At 50.7% G+C, this 17,080-nt stretch carries 13 protein-coding genes; 1 reads left to right on the forward strand and 12 read right to left on the reverse strand.

Features of this window, described 5'->3' with window-relative positions; all coding sequences use genetic code 11:
• Positions 1 to 8 precede the first annotated feature (8 nt).
• From rodA to H164_RS0107355, 10 genes are all read right to left on the reverse strand, one after another.
• Positions 9 to 1,481, reverse strand: coding sequence for a rod shape-determining protein RodA (rodA, locus tag H164_RS0107310; RefSeq protein WP_019968008.1), 1,473 nt, complete (start codon positions 1,479 to 1,481; stop codon positions 9 to 11).
• On the reverse strand, positions 1,462 to 3,312 hold the full coding sequence (mrdA, locus tag H164_RS0107315; protein WP_019968009.1) for a penicillin-binding protein 2: 1,851 nt from the start codon (positions 3,310 to 3,312) through the stop codon (positions 1,462 to 1,464). The genes rodA and mrdA overlap by 20 nt, the downstream gene beginning before the upstream one ends.
• Before the next feature lie 46 nt (positions 3,313 to 3,358).
• Positions 3,359 to 3,859: a rod shape-determining protein MreD gene (gene mreD / locus H164_RS0107320; RefSeq protein ID WP_025829838.1), complete on the reverse strand. Its 501-nt coding sequence runs from the start codon at positions 3,857 to 3,859 to the stop codon at positions 3,359 to 3,361.
• Positions 3,860 to 3,881: 22 nt separating this feature from the next.
• Entirely contained in the window at positions 3,882 to 4,757 is an 876-nt protein-coding gene (mreC, locus tag H164_RS0107325) for a rod shape-determining protein MreC (protein ID WP_026356275.1), read from the reverse strand.
• A 69-nt stretch (positions 4,758 to 4,826) separates the two neighbouring features.
• Positions 4,827 to 5,849, reverse strand: a complete 1,023-nt coding sequence (locus tag H164_RS0107330; RefSeq protein ID WP_025829837.1) for a rod shape-determining protein — start codon at positions 5,847 to 5,849, stop codon at positions 4,827 to 4,829.
• A 3-nt stretch (positions 5,850 to 5,852) separates the two neighbouring features.
• Positions 5,853 to 6,452 carry an IMP cyclohydrolase gene (locus tag H164_RS0107335; RefSeq protein WP_019968013.1) on the reverse strand — a complete coding sequence of 200 codons (600 nt, stop codon included), beginning with the start codon at positions 6,450 to 6,452 and terminating at the stop codon, positions 5,853 to 5,855.
• A gap of 85 nt (positions 6,453 to 6,537) precedes the next feature.
• Positions 6,538 to 7,893 (reverse strand): NAD(P)-dependent oxidoreductase, encoded by a 1,356-nt coding sequence (locus H164_RS0107340; RefSeq protein WP_026356276.1) that lies wholly within the window; start codon positions 7,891 to 7,893, stop codon positions 6,538 to 6,540.
• 456 nt (positions 7,894 to 8,349) lie between these two features.
• The gene (locus H164_RS0107345; RefSeq protein WP_008564927.1) at positions 8,350 to 9,222 is read right to left on the reverse strand and encodes a sigma-70 family RNA polymerase sigma factor; all 873 of its coding nucleotides are present in this window, start codon (positions 9,220 to 9,222) and stop codon (positions 8,350 to 8,352) included.
• A gap of 234 nt (positions 9,223 to 9,456) precedes the next feature.
• Entirely contained in the window at positions 9,457 to 10,965 is a 1,509-nt protein-coding gene (locus tag H164_RS0107350; protein WP_019968015.1) for an MBOAT family O-acyltransferase, read from the reverse strand.
• Entirely contained in the window at positions 10,962 to 12,350 is a 1,389-nt protein-coding gene (locus H164_RS0107355; RefSeq protein ID WP_025829834.1) for a GDSL-type esterase/lipase family protein, read from the reverse strand. Before H164_RS0107355 ends, H164_RS0107350 begins: the two co-directional genes overlap by 4 nt.
• A gap of 199 nt (positions 12,351 to 12,549) precedes the next feature.
• Between H164_RS0107355 and H164_RS0107360 the strand changes: the two genes are divergently transcribed.
• Positions 12,550 to 15,537 (forward strand): ligand-binding sensor domain-containing protein, encoded by a 2,988-nt coding sequence (locus tag H164_RS0107360; protein ID WP_026356277.1) that lies wholly within the window; start codon positions 12,550 to 12,552, stop codon positions 15,535 to 15,537.
• Between the two features lie 286 nt (positions 15,538 to 15,823).
• On the opposite strand, the gene H164_RS0107365 is transcribed toward H164_RS0107360, so the two are convergent.
• Together H164_RS0107365 and pnuC are read right to left on the reverse strand one after the other, a co-directional pair.
• Complete coding sequence (locus H164_RS0107365) at positions 15,824 to 16,516, reverse strand: thiamine diphosphokinase (protein ID WP_019968018.1); 693 nt, start codon at positions 16,514 to 16,516, stop codon at positions 15,824 to 15,826.
• Positions 16,489 to 17,079: a nicotinamide riboside transporter PnuC gene (pnuC, locus tag H164_RS0107370; RefSeq protein WP_019968019.1), complete on the reverse strand. Its 591-nt coding sequence runs from the start codon at positions 17,077 to 17,079 to the stop codon at positions 16,489 to 16,491. Before pnuC ends, H164_RS0107365 begins: the two co-directional genes overlap by 28 nt.
• Position 17,080 lies beyond the last annotated feature (1 nt).

Consider the following 17,080-nt stretch of genomic DNA (forward strand, 5'->3'; position numbering starts at 1 on the left):
GGCCGGAGTCAGCGCATACGTGTGAGGTTTCTTCCGGCATCGATGCGCAGGAAGATGAACAGTAGGAGGGTGAAGCCCCATAGTGATGAGCCGCCGTAGCTGAAAAAGGGGAGCGGAATTCCTATCACGGGTGTGAGGCCGAGCACCATGCCCACGTTGATGAAGACGTGGAACAGGAAGATGCTCAATACGCCGTAGCCGTAGATACGCCCGAAAGACATGGGCTGCCGTTCGGCAAGACGTATGAGGCGGAGAATGAGGAGGAGGAACAGGACGAGAACGGTGGCCGAGCCAAGGAACCCTTCTTCCTCGCCGACGGTACAGAAGATGAAATCGGTGTCTTGCTCGGGCACGAACTTAAGTTTGGTTTGTGTGCCGTTGAGGAAGCCCTTGCCGCGGAGTCCGCCCGAGCCTATGGCTATTTCGCTTTGATGTACGTTGTAACCGGCGCCGTTGAGGTCGTCTTCGAGGCCAAGGAGCACGTTGATACGGACGCGCTGATGGGGCTCGAGCACTTTGTTGAGCACGTAGTCGGCGGAGTGAAAAAAGGCTATGGAGCCGATGGTGAAGAGGCTGATGAGGGCGTAGGTGGTGATGCGGGTGCGTAGCCATCGCAGGAGGAGGATGACGATGACGGCGATGCTGACAGCGAACTGCAGGGGTACGGTGTCGAAGGGTATGACGTAGGCGGAGAAGAGCCATGCGGCAAGGGTGAGGCCGGCTGTCGCTCCGAGGAGATACCACATGAGGCGGCGGTCGCGGCTGTATATGCCTACCATGGCGGCGGTGAACACCTGTATGAGGAGCATGACGACGGACACGCCGACCGAGGTGGGCGTGTGAAGGAGCGGGGTATCTTCGTATTTGATGCCGACGACGAAGTAGACGACCATTGCGATGCCGGTGAAGAGGATACTGCCGGGCATTCCTTCTCGGTAGAACATGAGGAAGAAGGCGATGTAGACGAGGGCCGAACCGGTTTCACGTTGTGCGACAATGAAGAGCATGGGGAGGAGGATGATAGTGCAAGCCATGGCGAAGTGCTTCCAGCGTCGGATGTCGAAGCCATATGACCCCATGAGTTTGGCGGCTGCGAGTGCTGTGGCGAATTTTGCGAACTCGGCGGGCTGGAGGCGTAGGGGCCCAAATACGAGCCACGAACGTGAACCTTTTATCTGGTGAGGGTTGAAGATAGTGAGGAATAGCAATAATAATAGGAGGGCATAGATGACGTAGGCAAAGGTGTCGTAGAACCTGTCGTCGAGCAGGAGAATGACGAGGCCGAGGAAGAGCGAGGTCGCTATCCAGACGATTTGCATGCCTGAACGGGTGGAGAGACTGAGAATGTCGGTGTCGCCGTAGGTGTAGCCTGCACCGCATACACTTACCCACCCGAAAGCGAGTAGGGCGACGTAGATGGCAACTGTCCACCAGTCTAGCGATCTGAATATGTTGTGTTGTTTACCTGTCATGGGTGCCATAAGCAATCCTTTTATGTTGTAGTGTTTCGGCCATATGCTCGGCAGATGGTGAGAGTCGGCCCGTCATGTATTGCTCGAAGAGTACACCTGCAATGGGTACGGCGAAGTCGGCGCCGAAGCCTCCGTTCTCCACGTAAACGGCGATAGCCACCTTGGGACGGTCCATTGGTGCGAACCCCATGAAGACGGAATGGTCGCGGCCGTGGTTCTGCGCGGTGCCGGTCTTTCCGCAGATGGCGTATGGGAGTCGACCGAGGTCGCGGCAGGTGCCTTTGAGCACCGACGAGCGCATGCCGGCGATGACGGTACGGTAGGCACGCTCGGAGGCCATGGTGCGGTGGCGTCGGGTGTAGGCAGTGTCGAGGGGTAGGCCCTGCACTTTGCGGACGACATGTGGTGTGTAGAAGTAGCCTCGGTTGGCGATGGTGGCACCGAGATTGGCTATCTGCAGGGGCGTGAGATTAATCTCACCCTGTCCGATGGATATGCTGATGACGGTCAGGCCATTCCATGCATTACGGTAAGCATGGTCGTAGAACGAGGCATTGGGTATAAGTCCGCGCTTCTCACCGGGGAGGTCGATGCCGAGTTTGTAGCCGAGCCCCATGCTGACCATGTAGTCGCGCCAGCGGTTCATGGCGTTCTGTACGGAGCCGTATTTGCGTCGGTTGCCGAGCATATAGTAGAGCCCCCAACAGAAATAGGCATTGCATGAGGTGCTGATGGCCTCGACGAGATTGAGGGGCGAGACGTGGCCGTGGCAACCTACGTGTAGTCCGCGGTAGAAGAAGCCGTGATGGCAGGTGAACATGGTGTTGGGCGTGATGATACCCTCGGTGAGATAGGTGAGTGCCTGAGTGGTCTTGAAAGTTGAGCCCGGGGGGTATAGTCCCATGATGGAGCGGTTGAGCAGCGGCTTCCATACGTCCTTGGAGAGCGCCTTGTGGGCTTTGCTGCGTTTGCGGCCAATGAGGTAGCGCGGGTCATAGGTGGGCGAAGATGCCATGGCGAGCACTTCACCCGTAGCCGGCTCAATGGCGACAATACTTCCTATCTTACCTTGTAGCATTCGTTCGGCGAGAGCCTGCAGTTTCAAGTCGAGGCTCAGGGTGAGATCTCTGCCAGCTACGGGGCGATGATCAAGTTCCCCATTACGGTAGCTACCTTGTATCCTGCCGTGGGCATCACGCAACATGATACGTATGCCTTTTTCACCACGTAGTTCTTTCTCGTAGTACTTCTCGACACCGAGTTTCCCGATATAGTCTCCGGGCTGATAGTAGTCGTCGTCTTCGATGTTGGCCGGTGATACTTCGCCGATGTCGCCTAAGACGTGAGCTGCATAGGGGTAGGTGTATTGTCGAATACTACGTTTCTGTATGTAGAAGCCGGGGAAGCGGAACATCTTCTCGCGGAATATACTGAACTCTTGGTCAGACAGTAGGCTCAAGAAGAGTTGTTCGGTGAAGCGGCTGTATCCGGGGTTCTTGTTGCGGTCTTTAATATCGTCCATTCGCTTGATGAAGTAGCTCTTAGTTATGCCGAGCGCATTGCATAGTTCAAGGGTATCTATGTGGTTCTTGGTTTCGTTCATCACGACCATGATGTCGTAGGCAGGCTGGTTGTAGACCATGAGCTTGCCGTTACGATCGTAGATGGAACCGCGTGAGGGGTAGTCAATCTTCTTGAGAAAGGCGTTACTGTCGGCGTTCTTCTTGAAGTCGTCGCTGAGTAGCTGTATCGTGAACAGGCGGACGATGTAGACAAGCACGATGGCCACTGCCACGCCGCCTATCACAAAACGTCTGTTTTCGAGATTATAGTCTTTCACCTGTCAAGTAATACTTTTGTTATGGGACGAATAAATAGGACCGATTTCATTTTGAACGGAAATTCTCCAGCGTGATAGCAAGAACCACAGTGATGGTTGTACTGCCGGCAATGCACTCAAGCCATTGCAGCCAGTTGAAGAAGTTGAACGTCTCAAGCGTGAAGAAAAGCGTGCAATAGATGAGTACCATCAGAAAGGTGTAGCAGATGAAACGGGTTGCTCCCAATGAGCGGATCGAAGGGCAAAGGTCATCTGCACTGTCGCGTTGCAGGAAGAGGACGAGCATATAAGGCTGAATAAGTCCCATGAAAGTAGTCGAAGCCATGGAGACGCCCGGCGTGTTGGAAAAAATGTCTATGAAGAAGCCCATGATGAAGCCGGACAGCAGTGCCATCCAGCGTGGAATATTGCGTGGAAATAGCAATACGACATAGATATAGAGTAAGGGAGTGGCACAGTTGAACAGATGGATATGGTTGAAGACCAAGATCTGCACTAACAATAAAGCCACAAAGATGGCGACTCCTCTTAGTAACTGTGTGTTCATTTTCTTACATCCTCCCTTGATTTTAGTTTGCTTTGCCACTCTCCCTCGTGCGGATAGAGTCTTCTGCAGCCCGCATGATATCTGCTTGTTCTGACAGTGCTGTGTTATCAATCACACAGACGTCACGTAGCTTACCGAAGTCTGTTGCCAGTTCGACTTTCAGGCGATAGGACATCTGGTCTGTAGAATTGTAGACGTGCAATATTTTGCCAACCATCACACCCGCTGGAAATACGGAGGAATAGCCGCTTGTGACAACGTTCTCATAGAGTTTGAAGTGGGCATGGCGCGGTACATCGTCAACATAGGCTTCAGACGTGTTGCCGCCTGTCCAATGCAGGTATCCGAAATAACCGCGTCCTTGGATAATGCAGCTGATATTCGATTGCGAATTGAGCACAGGAATGACAATGGCATAGTGGGCTGAAGTAAGATAGACGATGCCAACGACCCCCGTTCCGCAGACTACGCCCATATCTTTCTTCACTCCGTCGGCCTCCCCCTTGTTGATGGTCAGTAAATTGTCCCGTCTGTTCCAAGACATGCCTACCACCTTGGCCGGAATGAGCCGGTAAGGGTGAAGACTTTGTAGCAAAAGGCTCCTGTTCATGGCAGTATCGGCAGCAGAATCGCCCAAATCCCTTTCAAGTTTGGCGAGTCGTTGTTCCAAATACAGGTTACGTTGAGTGAGCTGCTCGTTTATCTTCGACAATTGGAAATAGGATTCTATTTTCGAACTTGTGTCGTATATCTTCCCGGCCACGATATTGGCTGATGAAAACCATACACTTCCTTGATAACTGTTGAACCGGAACAGGAGTACAAAGCTGATAGCCTCCAATAGAACAAACAGCAACCAATAACTGTATTTGGCCAGAAAGTCTAAGAGATTACGCATACCTGAATTGATCATGAAATATTAGGTGTTGGCAAATTAACTGATAATCGTCAACACCTAACATCAGATTTATCGCATCAAGAAAGAAAAACGGTCTACGTTCTTAAGTGCAATGCCTGCGCCTCTTGCCACGCTGTGCAACGGGTCTTCGGCGATATGGAACGGAATGTTTATCTTTTCGGTCAGGCGTTTATCCAAACCACGCAGCAAAGCTCCGCCGCCACTGAGATATATTCCGTTCTTTACGATGTCGGCATAGAGCTCGGGTGGCGTGTTCTCCAGTGCGGAAAGAACGGCATTCTCAATCTTGGCAACCGTCTTGTCGAGGCAATGTGCTATTTCCTGATAGCATACCGGGACTTCCATGGGCAAGGCCGTGATGCGGTTAGGTCCGTGGACAGTGAAGTCTTCAGGGCCCTCTTCGCCCAACTCGGTCAGTGCTGACCCCACGTGTATCTTGATTCGCTCAGCCATACGTTCGCTGACTTTAACATTGTGCTGGCGGCTCATGTATTCTTGAATATCGGCCGTCAAATCGTCTCCGGCTGTACGTATGGAGTTATTGCTGACGATACCACCCAGTGAAATAACGGCAATCTCCGTGCTGCCACCGCCGATATCAACGATCATGTTCCCCTCAGGAGCCTCGACATCGATGCCGATGCCAATCGCGGCAGCCATCGGCTCGAAAATTAAGTAGACATCGCGGCCGTCGGCATGCTCGGCACTGTCGCGGACGGCACGCAGTTCAACCTCGGTCGAGCCTGATGGCACGCCGATGACCATGCGCAACGATGGCGACCAGAGCCTGCTTCCCGAATGAACCATTTTGATTAGGCCACGCATCATTTGCTCGCAGGCCGTGAAGTCGGCAATGACACCATCTCGTAGTGGGCGTACGGTGCGAATATTGTCGTGTGTCTTCTCATACATCATCTTTGCCTTGGCGCCCACGGCAATCATTTTATCGGTGTTGCGGTCAAGAGCCACGACGGAAGGTTCGTCAACAACGATTTTGTCATCGCTGATGATGATGGTGTTGGCTGTGCCGAGGTCCATTGCTATTTCTTGGACAAAAGAAAAAAATCCCATATGTTATATATTATTTACAAACCAATTGTGAATTGCGGTGTCGTAATGGCTGCTGACTCCGAAAGCGCGTTCTGCGAACAGTTTGCGTTCAGTCAAGTCGGTCTGGGCACCCTTCTTCTTGAGTATATCGAGCAATATGCCGTATTCGGCCTTGCTCGGAATGATGACGACATCCTTGAAGTTCTTCGCGCCGGCACGTATCAGAGAGATACCGCCAATGTCAATCTTCTCGATGATGTCTGCCTCCGACGCGCCACTTGCCACAGTCTGCTCGAAAGGATAGAGGTCGACAACGACAAGGTCTATAGACGGAATCTCGTATTGTGCCATCTGTGCTAAGTCATTTTCATTTTCACGCCGTGCCAAAATACCTCCGAAGACTTTCGGATGCAGCGTTTTTACGCGGCCACCCAAGATAGACGGGTAGGTAGTGATGCTCTCAACGGTCTGGCATTCATAGCCCAATGACTCGATAAAGCTTTGTGTTCCGCCCGTAGAAACGAACTTCACACCTTCTTCATGCAGCTTGGCAAGCAACTCCTCCAAGCCATCTTTGTGGAAGACGGAGACGAGAGCAGTCTTGATTTTTTTTATTTCAGCCATGATGATTTTGAAAAATATGAACTATTTGCCCGCAAAGTTACTAAAATATGCTGATAGAAACCGCTAAAAAAACAAAAAATATATATTATTTATCAGTGATATGTTGCTCTTCCACTTTCTTTGCTGCTTCCAACAGCTTGATGGCATCGACGTATTGTGCCATACCTTGTGCCACGTCCTTAGCCGCTTTCATGGCCAATACCACCGTTTGTGGCCGGTGAACTACGTCACCTCCCGCAAAGACACCGCGGCGTGTAGTCATGCCATAAGGCCGTTCTACGACCTTCACGTAGCCTTTCTCGTCTACTTCAATGCCCTCCGTCGTGCTCACAATGCGGTTGGCCGGTCGGCTGCCGATGGCCAGAAAGACGCGGTCGAAGCGCTCGACGAGTTCTCCTTCGGGCGTGCTTAGCCGGCATGCTGCCAGCCTTCTGTTTTCTCCGGCAATGAACTCGGTCACCGAAGTGTTCCATTTGAACTTCACACCTTCGCTGACAGCCTGCTCATATTCGGCCTTGATGGCTGGCATTTCCTCTTGGGTGCGGCGGTAAAGCACCGTCACATCCGCCCCCAAACGAATGGCCGTGCGGGCAGCATCCATGGCAACGTTTCCTCCACCGATGACGCCTACCTTCTCACCGTCGCGCAATGGCACCATATCTCGCCCGATGGCCCCTTCATTATAGCTGTTTACGTTGTGCAAGAAGTAGGTACTCTGACTGACACCCCGCAGCTTTGCGCCCGGTGTACTGTCCATGTTCTGCGGAACGGAAGTGCCCGTGCCCATGAAAATGGCATCGTATCCCTGATGAAACAAGCTGTCTACGTTTACACTATTCTCTCCGACGAGCACGTTGCACTCGAAATTGACACCCAAAGCCTCTATTTTTTGTATCTCGGCACGCACCACTTTCTTCGGCAGACGGTATTCCGGAATGCCATACATCAGTACGCCTCCCGGCTCATCCTGCCCTTCGAAGATGGTCACATTAAAGCCTTGGCGTGCCAAATCGCCTGCAACCGTCAGCCCGGCAGGGCCGGATCCGATGACTGCAATCTTGCCTCTGTCCTTCTGTGGCAGCTTTTCTCGGGTGAGATTCATTGCGGTATCGAAGTCTGCAATGAACTGTTCAATCTTCCCAATCTGTATAGGTGTGCCTTTCTTATTCATCACGCAATGACCTTGACACTGCTTTTCGTGCGGGCAAACTCGCCCACAAATGGCCGGCAGATTGCTCTTTTCGTTGATGATACGCATGGCGTCGCCCATGTTTCCCATGCTCAGTGCGTGGATAAAATCGGGAATATCGTTTTCTATCGGACAACCTTTCCGGCATTGCGGAACCTTACATTGCAGGCATTTCTTGGCCTCGGCGATGGCCTCAATCATAGTAAAGCCTTCGTCAACGGCCTGAAATGAATTTGTTTCCTCTGTATTCATCGTTTTTATCTTGTTCGTTACGTATCTGTTTTGCTATCTTGAAGTGGCAAAATTAAGCATTTAATCATAGAACAAGCGTGAATGTAGGGTGTATAAAAGAATATTAACATTAATTAATTGCGGCGGAATTTGTTGCCGATAACACTGCCGTCAAACCGCCGCAGTTCCCATCTTGTTTTTCAAGGTGCATCAAGACGGTCCGCAACTTCAGCCATTTTGCCGTGCAATATGGCTCACTTTAGCGCGTGAAATCAGCCATATTGCGCGCTAAAATGGCTGATATTGAAAAGCGATACGAACGCATTGGTAATCAACCTACTGCGATAGTGGAAGCATCAAAAAGGAAAGACTTTCGGGAAGTATCACTATGTGCGTTCTGAGTTCGCAGATTTTACTCAACAAAAAAGAGAGACAGGAGGCCTCTCTTTTCTTATTTCACGCGGTAAAACGACGGTTTTATCCCAAATATTTCATCAAAATCTTGGCATAACCGCTGTCGCGCAGCTTGGCAATGCTCTTTTCTCTGATTTGCCGGACACGCTCGCGAGTGAGGCCCAATTGGTCACCTATCTCTTCAAGCCCCTTCTCGTGGCAACCGATGCCATAGCATTCGCGAATGATAGTTATCTCTCTGTCTTTCAAAACCTTGCGCAAAACGTTTTCCAATTCAAGTGCCATTGACTCGTGGTCCACCTGCTTGTCGGTGCGACTATCGTCTCCGCCGGCCATGATATCGACCATGCTGTTGTCCTCACCTTCTTGGAACGGCGCGTCAATACTGACGTGATGACTGTCGGCCATCAGGCTTTGATCAATCTTTTCTTCCTCAATCTGCGTTGCATTCGCCAGCTCTGTCAGCGACGGTTTACGCTGATTCTCCTGCTCGAACTTATTGATTTCACGATTGATTTTATTGAGTGAGCCCACCTGATTGAGCGGAAGACGCACGATACGGCTTTGTTCGGCGATGGCTTGCAGAATGCTTTGGCGTATCCACCACACGGCATAGGAAATGAATTTGAAGCCGCGAGTCTCGTCAAACTTCTCGGCTGCTTTCACAAGACCGATGTTTCCCTCGTCGATAAGGTCGGTCAATGAGAGGCCTTGGTGCTGATATTGCTTGGCAACCGACACCACGAAACGAAGATTGGCGGTGACTAATTTCTCCTTTGCACGCTCGCCGTCACGACCGCCTTTCTTGATTTTCTGTGCCAATTCGATTTCTTCGTCAATTGAAATCAACGGGGCACGTCCAATCTCTACGAGGTATTTATCCAAAGCCTCACTCGAACGGTTCGTAATACTCTTCTGGATCTTTAGCTGTCTCATCTTTTTACCTCTTCTATCCTATTCTTAACTTCTTGAAAATCAACTTCGTGTGTATTTACCTCTATATAAAAGACGTGCAAAGGTACACATTATTATATAACAAAACAAGTTATTTTGCCTTGTTTTAACCATATTTATGATATTAAATATTGTGTTAACGGCGGACGTAAACCTGTGAATGCCGCTTTTCAAGCGTATTGTTTGGGGAATGGAAGCGGCCGAACGACATCGTTATCAGAACTGAAAATAGATGAATGGTTGTATCGTGGAGCTTTTTATCTGAATGACGATGTAGATGACGGCCGTCAGCAGGAGCGCGCAGACCACCACGTTGCAACGGCGAAGCGCGGCGATGATTCGCTCTTGCCATGCATCGGGCAGGAAATGCGTGAGGAATCCGAAGGCCATGAAAGCCAATACATATTTATATCCGCTTGCAATCTGTAACCAAAGTTCGGCGTGGAAATCGCTGAAAATGCGTAGAAGCATCGTTTGTCCTGCAGAGAATGAAGTCTGACGGAAGAAAATCCACGTGAAGCAAACAAAGTGAAAGGTCAGCAATATGGCCGCCCATTTGCGGATACCGCGCGGACAATAGCTGCGCGCATGGTGCAAAATCTCTTGGCTGAACAGCTTGTGTGCGGCCAAGGCGACGCCGTGCATGCCACCCCAAACAATGAAATTGAGGCTGGCGCCGTGCCAAAGTCCGCCCAAAAGCATGGTCAGAATGAGGTTGACATACTGCCGCAGCTTGCCTTTCCGGTTGCCGCCGAGAGAGATATAGATGTAATCGCGTATCCAAGTGGACAGCGAGATGTGCCAGCGTCGCCAGAAATCGGTGATGCTTGTGGCGCGATAAGGCGCATTGAAGTTGAGCGGGAAGCGGAACCCCAGCAGCAATGCGATGCCAATAGCCATGTCGCTGTAGCCACTGAAGTCACAATAGATTTGCAATGCATAGCCATAGATGCCGAGAAGGTTCTCCATGCCGCTGTAAAGCGTGGGGTTATCGAAGATGCGGTCTACAAAGTTGAGGCTGATATAATCGCTGATGACCGCCTTTTTGAATAGTCCGATAATGATGAAGTAGACGCCGCGGGCGAACATGTCGGGCGTAATGACGACCGGCTTGCGAATTTGTGGCGCAAAATCCGAGGCACGCACGATGGGACCTGCTACCAGTTGCGGGAAGAATGACACGTAGAACGCATAGTCAAGGAGGCGAGGTAAGGGCTTCAGGTTGCCGCGATAGACGTCAATGGTGTAGCTCAGGCTTTGGAAAGTGAAGAAGCTGATGCCCACGGGGAGGAAGATGTCCCACGGTTGGAAGTTGAAATCGAGCATCCGACTGACCATTCCTGCAAAGAAGTTCGTGTATTTGAAATAGCCCAATAGGCCGAGATCGATCATCAGGCTCAATGCCACCAGCCACTTGCGGCGGCGACGCAAGCACCGTTCCTTTCCCTTTTCGGTCAACGAACGGTCGGCCAATGTTTGGATACGTCGCGCGATGAGGTAATCGCTCACTGTGACGATGGCCAGCAGAAAGAAGTAGAGGCCGCTGCTCTTGTAATAGAAATAATAGGAGAAAAGCGTCACAAAGAGCAACCGGGGCTGCAAATGCCGACGCAGCAGCATGTAGACGAACGAAAAGCCCAGAAAGAGAAACAAGAAGAGACCGCTCGAAAAGAGGAGCGGTTCTTGTGGATTATATGAGAGAAGGCTGATGAGTCGCTGTATCATTGTTGTTCCAAAGCCTTGCGGCGTTTATAGTTTTCCAGTCCGGCAATAAAAGAAGGGAACACCTTTCCGGCCACCACTTTACCACCGCCGAAGCTCAAGTGCGTGTAGTCCTTATTGGCCCGGTGGCTGTCTACGAGCCTTTTCATGCTGCTTTCACCGCCCATGGCCTGATAAAGATTGAAGAAACCCACCCCGCAGTCGGCTGCCAATTGCGCTTGCAAGGCCACCAGTTCCTTCACTTCCTTCAGGGTTGTGATGCCCTCGGCCGAGCGTTGGTCGCGGTCGGGTACGCTTACGACGAGAATACCTGCTGAGGGATAGGCCGCACGAAGGTTCTCTATCGACCGCTTCATGCGCTTTATATAAACCTTGAGCAGTGGAAGCGTGTTTCCTTTTACAGCTTCATTGAGCCCGTAATGAACGACAATCAGGTCGTAAGGCCGCAGCCGTGCGAAGTCTGAAAGGGTAGAAGAGGGAATGCGTCCCAACTGTGCACCCGACGAGCCGCGCATGGAAAAGTTGTCGAGAATGACGCCGTTGTCCGACTCGAGGGCCATGCCGAAGAGTGTGGTGCGGGGCGTTACACGCGTGAACCGATAGCTCACGGCATTCATGTTGCCCTTGGTTTCGATCATCTGCACTTCGTCCGAGGCGCGGGTGCGGCACATATAGGGCTGCCCATCGCTTATTGCGATCCTTATATTGACAGACTGCGGACTGCGAAAGAAGAGCTTCGCGCTCTGCCAGTCGGCCACATGAGGCTGCCGTTTCGAGCCGCGCGTCGTGACCGATGCCCCTTCCCGCGGCACATAATAACGTTGGGCGATGCCTTGACGCAGCTTGTCGAAAGGCTTTTTCACCACGGCAAACTCCGCAATCCCGCTGTAGTGCTGGTTGACAGTGCGACGGAAGGCCACCAACGGCGTGCCGCAATCGACCCAACCCACGCCCGAACCGCCGAACCGACTTTGGAACAGCGCGCGGAGATAGTCTGTCAAGATGTCGCCCTCAATGAACGAGTCGCCGAAATAGGCGATACGTATCGGGCGACCGAGCGTCGTGACGCGACTCAACTGCGCATAGAACGCGTCCATGCCGCCCGCCTTGCCACCCGAAAAGTCGGCAATGGGCTCCACACCTTTCGGCCATCGCTCCTTGAAATTCACCTTTCGGCCATGGCGTACGACGGCTACGACGGGCGTGGGTGCCTTGGGTGTGGGCACCACCTCGGTCTCGTTCGCCTCGATTTCGGGCTGTATCTGACTGAGCATGTTGACGTGTCGCAGTTCCGTTCCACCGATGTCGAGCGTGGGCAATCCATGCATCGACAGCAAAAAGGCCACCGTCAATCCTGCTAAAGTAAAAGTCCTCACAGACTGGTCCATTGCTGTTCTCTCTTTTTCTCTTTACCTTAATGGGCCGGCAAAGTTAAGCATAAAATCTGATATACGCGTTCCTTTCGGCAATTTTATTTGTCATCGGGTGCCACAACGAATGATATTGCAAATCGATTTGGCGGTTCTTACGTTTTTTTTTGCTATCTTTGCATCATCAAACAAATCATAACGACCTTTATTCAATGGCATGAAGCGTCTTCTACTACTGTTTCTTTCGTCGCTGTTTGGCTTGTGTTCATGGGCGCAACCGACCTACGTCACGCGGTGCAATACCTCATATCTGAACATGACGAACGGGCTTCCGAGCAATTTCATTGATGATATCTATGCCGACAGTTACGGGTTTATCTGGATAGCCACGCACGGTGGAGGACTCGTCCGCTATGACGGTTACGCCTATCGTTACTTCAATGAGGGCCCGAGAGGTATGGCATTGCGCAGCAACACTTGTCATAATATGGTGGAAGACAGGTTTCATCGATTGTGGATCAGTTTTGAAGAACATACCAAAGTACTCGATCTGAAGACCATGCTTCCGGTGGTTCCTGCGAGCAGGAATGATATTTTGCGGCGTATTCTCGGCGAGCTTTCCGTGAAAGTCTACCGCGATAGCAAGGATGCTTTGTGGTTGGTGACCCGTTCAACCATCTATCATGTAACTTTTGATGACGTGGGTAATGTTCTCAGGATATTACAAATGGGTTGTCAAGTCAACACACCCGATATCGCCATGGAGGATATCGACCGAGATGGTTCGGTATGGATGGCTATCGATGGTGGGCTGTATAAGCTCGCTATTGTGCATGGAAAGCTCGTCAAGCGTATGATAACTCCCACCTTATCTTATATGGGCGACACCTTCTTTACCTGCTTGAAAATGTTCCAAAAAGATGTATGGATCGGAACTTCAAAGGGGCTCTTACGCTATAATTCGACTGCAAAGACATTGAAAGTGTACGAAAAAAATAGGGGCGGAAGTTCGCTTTCGCATGACTATGTGTCGTCGCTTGCCGTGTCTGAAGGCCGGTTGCTCGTGGGAACCTTGGGTGGAGTAGATTTCTATCAGCCTGAAACTGATGATTTTCTGCATTGGGATACGGGCAGTAAGACCAATCCACTGTGCAGCAACTTTGTAAATTGTCTCTTTGTCTTCCATGGTTTTACGTGGGTAGGAACGGATTCAGGGGGCATCACCAAACTGAATCCGCGTCCGCTGCAAATAGAGAATTTCTATCATACCGATAATACTACAAGTCTTTCGCCCAATGCCGTGAATGCAATGTATGCTGAACCGAACGGTACTTTGTGGGTGGGAACGATAGAAGGAGGCCTGAACCGCAAGGCAAGGGGGAGCAATTCGTTCACGCATTTCACGGCAGACAACTCGGCATTGACACAGAATGCCGTATCGGCCTTAGTCCCAGACGGGAACGAAAGGCTGTGGATAGGAACGTGGGGTGGTGGACTCAACATGATAGACCTGCGCAGGCATACCGGCATCGTACCCCTATCTTTGCCCCAACATTATGCTTGGCTAACCCAGTTTGTGGGTGCCTTGTGCTATGATGCACACAATAGGCTGATGTGGATCGGCAGCAACGACGGCATCAGTGCTTATGACTTGCAGCGCAAGGAACTGTTTTCCCCTTTCAAGGGTTGCGAGAATATCCGTGGAGCCATCGGCAGCGTCATTGACAGGGATGGCTGTCTTTGGATGGGTTGTGGGGCAGGTGTTGTGAAGATCGACCTGAAATCCAACCGCAAAAATCCACGCCTTTTTTCCTATATCCACTTCTCTACGAAACTTGATGACCCCAAAAGCGGCATCATTGACAAGATTTGTGCTCTCTGTTTAGGGCGTGACGGTACGCTGTGGTTGGGCAGTAACGGCTACGGTCTCTATAAAAGAATGGTGGATAGAGGTGGGAAAACCGTCTTTAAGGCCTATACCCAACGCGACGGTTTAGCCAATAATGTCGTGAAAGGCATCGCGGAAGATGCCCGTGGAATACTATGGATAACAACCGATAACGGCCTCTCTCGGTTTAATCCTCACACGGAAGCTTTCACCAATTACACTGTCGGTGACGGACTGCTTTCATCACAATTCTATTGGAATTCGGCCTTTGCATCCGGTGGAACCTTGTATTTCGGCAGTGACAAGGGTGTAACGGTGCTTCATGGTGACAATTCGGCCTCGCTTTATCATGGTCGGCTGCGCTTCACACGACTGCTGGTGAACAACGAAGAGCCAGCGGTTGGCTCTTCTGTTTTAGACAAAGACATCTCACAAGCCACGCAGATAAACGTCAGCGAGGGTGATAAATCTATCGTGTTTGAGTTTTCTTCGCTTAGTTATGGCAACGAACAGCAGAGTGTTTACAGCTGTCGAATGAAAGGATTTGAAGACGATTGGATTCAGTTAAGGCCCGGAGAGCATGGCATGCGCTATACCAATCTTCCACCAGGCGACTATGAATTCCAAGTGAAGTTCGTCTCAGCATCGGGCCAAAGCAATGATATGATGGCTTCAGTGGCTGTCAGCGTGTCGCCCTATTTCTGGAAGACGTGGTGGTTTGAGCTGTTGTTGTTCATTGTTGTGGGCCTTTTGGCACGTTTTGTTTATCAGCGCAGGGTGAAAGAATTGCGTCGAAGAGAGGCTGAACGCTTGATGCAACCGATTGAAGAAGCCTTGCGTGAGAGCGAAGAACCATCGGAATTGCAACACCGTATAGAAGAAATTCTGCACGTACAACAGAAAATGAAGCGGAGCAAACAGCGTAGTTTCTTGACCGACCAAACCGAAATGGACCGTAATGAGAAGCCTTTCATGGACCAAGTGATGGCCGTTGTGGAACAGCATTACATGGATTCGGATTTCGGAGTGGCCGAGTTGGCCGACGCGCTGGGCCTCAATCGCAGCATATTGAGCCGTAGGTTGGGGATGGAAACGGGTCTTCCAACAAGTCAGTTCCTACGCAATTACCGCCTTGATGTGGCCAAAGACATTCTCATGAAGAACCCCCACGACCGGAATATCACCGAAATTGCTTATAAAGTGGGTTTCAATGACCCCAAATACTTTACACGATGTTTCAAGAAGAAGTTCGGGGTTTCTCCGTCGAGAAGTCTTGTTCCTGAACCAAAACCGAAAAGTAATTCCCGTCATCTTTGAAAGATTCACTCATGGGTTCCCATTTCCAACATCTTGACACAAAAAAAATACCGCAATCTCACGACTGCGGCAGTGATGATCAAGTACGTATATTAACAAACAATTATTGTTGGTCCGTCTCTCACGAGTTGAAGCCAACTTGTTTGTAAATATGAAACAAAATCTATAGTCACATCTCCAAAGAGAAAATGCCTTTAGATGTTTGACGCTACGAATATACATATTATTTTCCAAACCGCCAAATCATCGAGATAATTCTTTGCTCTTGATGATAGATATGCACATCTTAGCGTTTTATTTTTTCCTCTAATGTCAGATAAACAAGATAGAACGAGTCGCCATGAAGGCAAACATGGTTTCCTTGGGCCTCGTTGAGTGTGCCCTGCCATAGGCTATCAAACGCGCGAGTATTCCATACCAAGCCTTCGCTTTCGAGTCGCTTGCAACCGAAATTGAAGATGCTTACCTGTTGACGGGCAAAGGTTTCGAAGCGGCTTTCCATGCATGTGGGAATGAAATAACCATAATCCGTGAGCATCACGGGGTGTAAATCGAACTCCTGATAATAGCGCATCAAGAGCGAGATGTTGGCCATCGTGTGGTCTTCACGCTTGCCCGTTGCCGCCAGATAAGCTACGGTAGCACCTTTCATGCGTGGCAGACCGGCTACGTAGCGTGTAGCTTTGGTCAAGTCGTTGTCGTTTTGTTCGTCTACTTGAATGAAATGCAACCTTTCTTTCAGTGCGGGGGTGATGCTGTCTCCGTCGCCCACCACCGTGATTTTCCGGGGCTCTATACCTCGGGCGATAAGCATTTCGGCCCCACCGTCGCAGGCTATGATACGTTGGGCATGATGAATGACATCCAAAGCCACTGCTCCTTCGGGGAAGGCTCCATTGGCCACGATGACGGTGTCAAAGTGAGTGCCCTGGCGAATGAGTGGATAGCAGTTCATCTGTGGTTCATCATTTGTGTCCATTTCCTGTATCCTGCCACGGCAATCACTACATATAGCCCATATAGCCCGGCTTTGAAAGGAATTCCTTTAATGATATAAAGGTAGCAACTGATGAGGTCTACGACAATCCAGAAGCCCCATTGCTCCACATATTTGCGTGCCAAGGCCCACAATCCGACAAAGCTCAGCGCATTGGTGAAAGCATCAAGCAGTGGAACGGTGGAGTTGGTGTATGTCCGGAGCACCCAATAAGTGAAGCCCCATGCGGTAAAGAAGAACAGCATGGCAGGCAGATAGAGTTGCTTGCGCATGTGGGTGATGGGCAAATCTTCGCCTTCTTGCTGTCCATGTTTCTTGCCAAAGCGCCACACCATGTAGCCATATAGTGCGGCACCTGTGTAATATACGGCCATAGCGGCATCACCATAAAGCCCGTGACTGTAGTAAAGCCAGATGTCGAGTAGGGGCATCAGGATACCGACAAGCCACAGCAAGATGCTCGCCCGATATTCCAATACAATGTAAATCAGGCCTAACAGCGTGGTCAGTATGTCGAGCCAATGGAGTGATAGGAATGCTGTCATA

The sequence above is a fragment of the Segatella maculosa DSM 19339 = JCM 15638 genome, from assembly GCF_000382385.1.
Classification (GTDB): Bacteria; Bacteroidota; Bacteroidia; order Bacteroidales; family Bacteroidaceae; genus Prevotella; species Prevotella maculosa.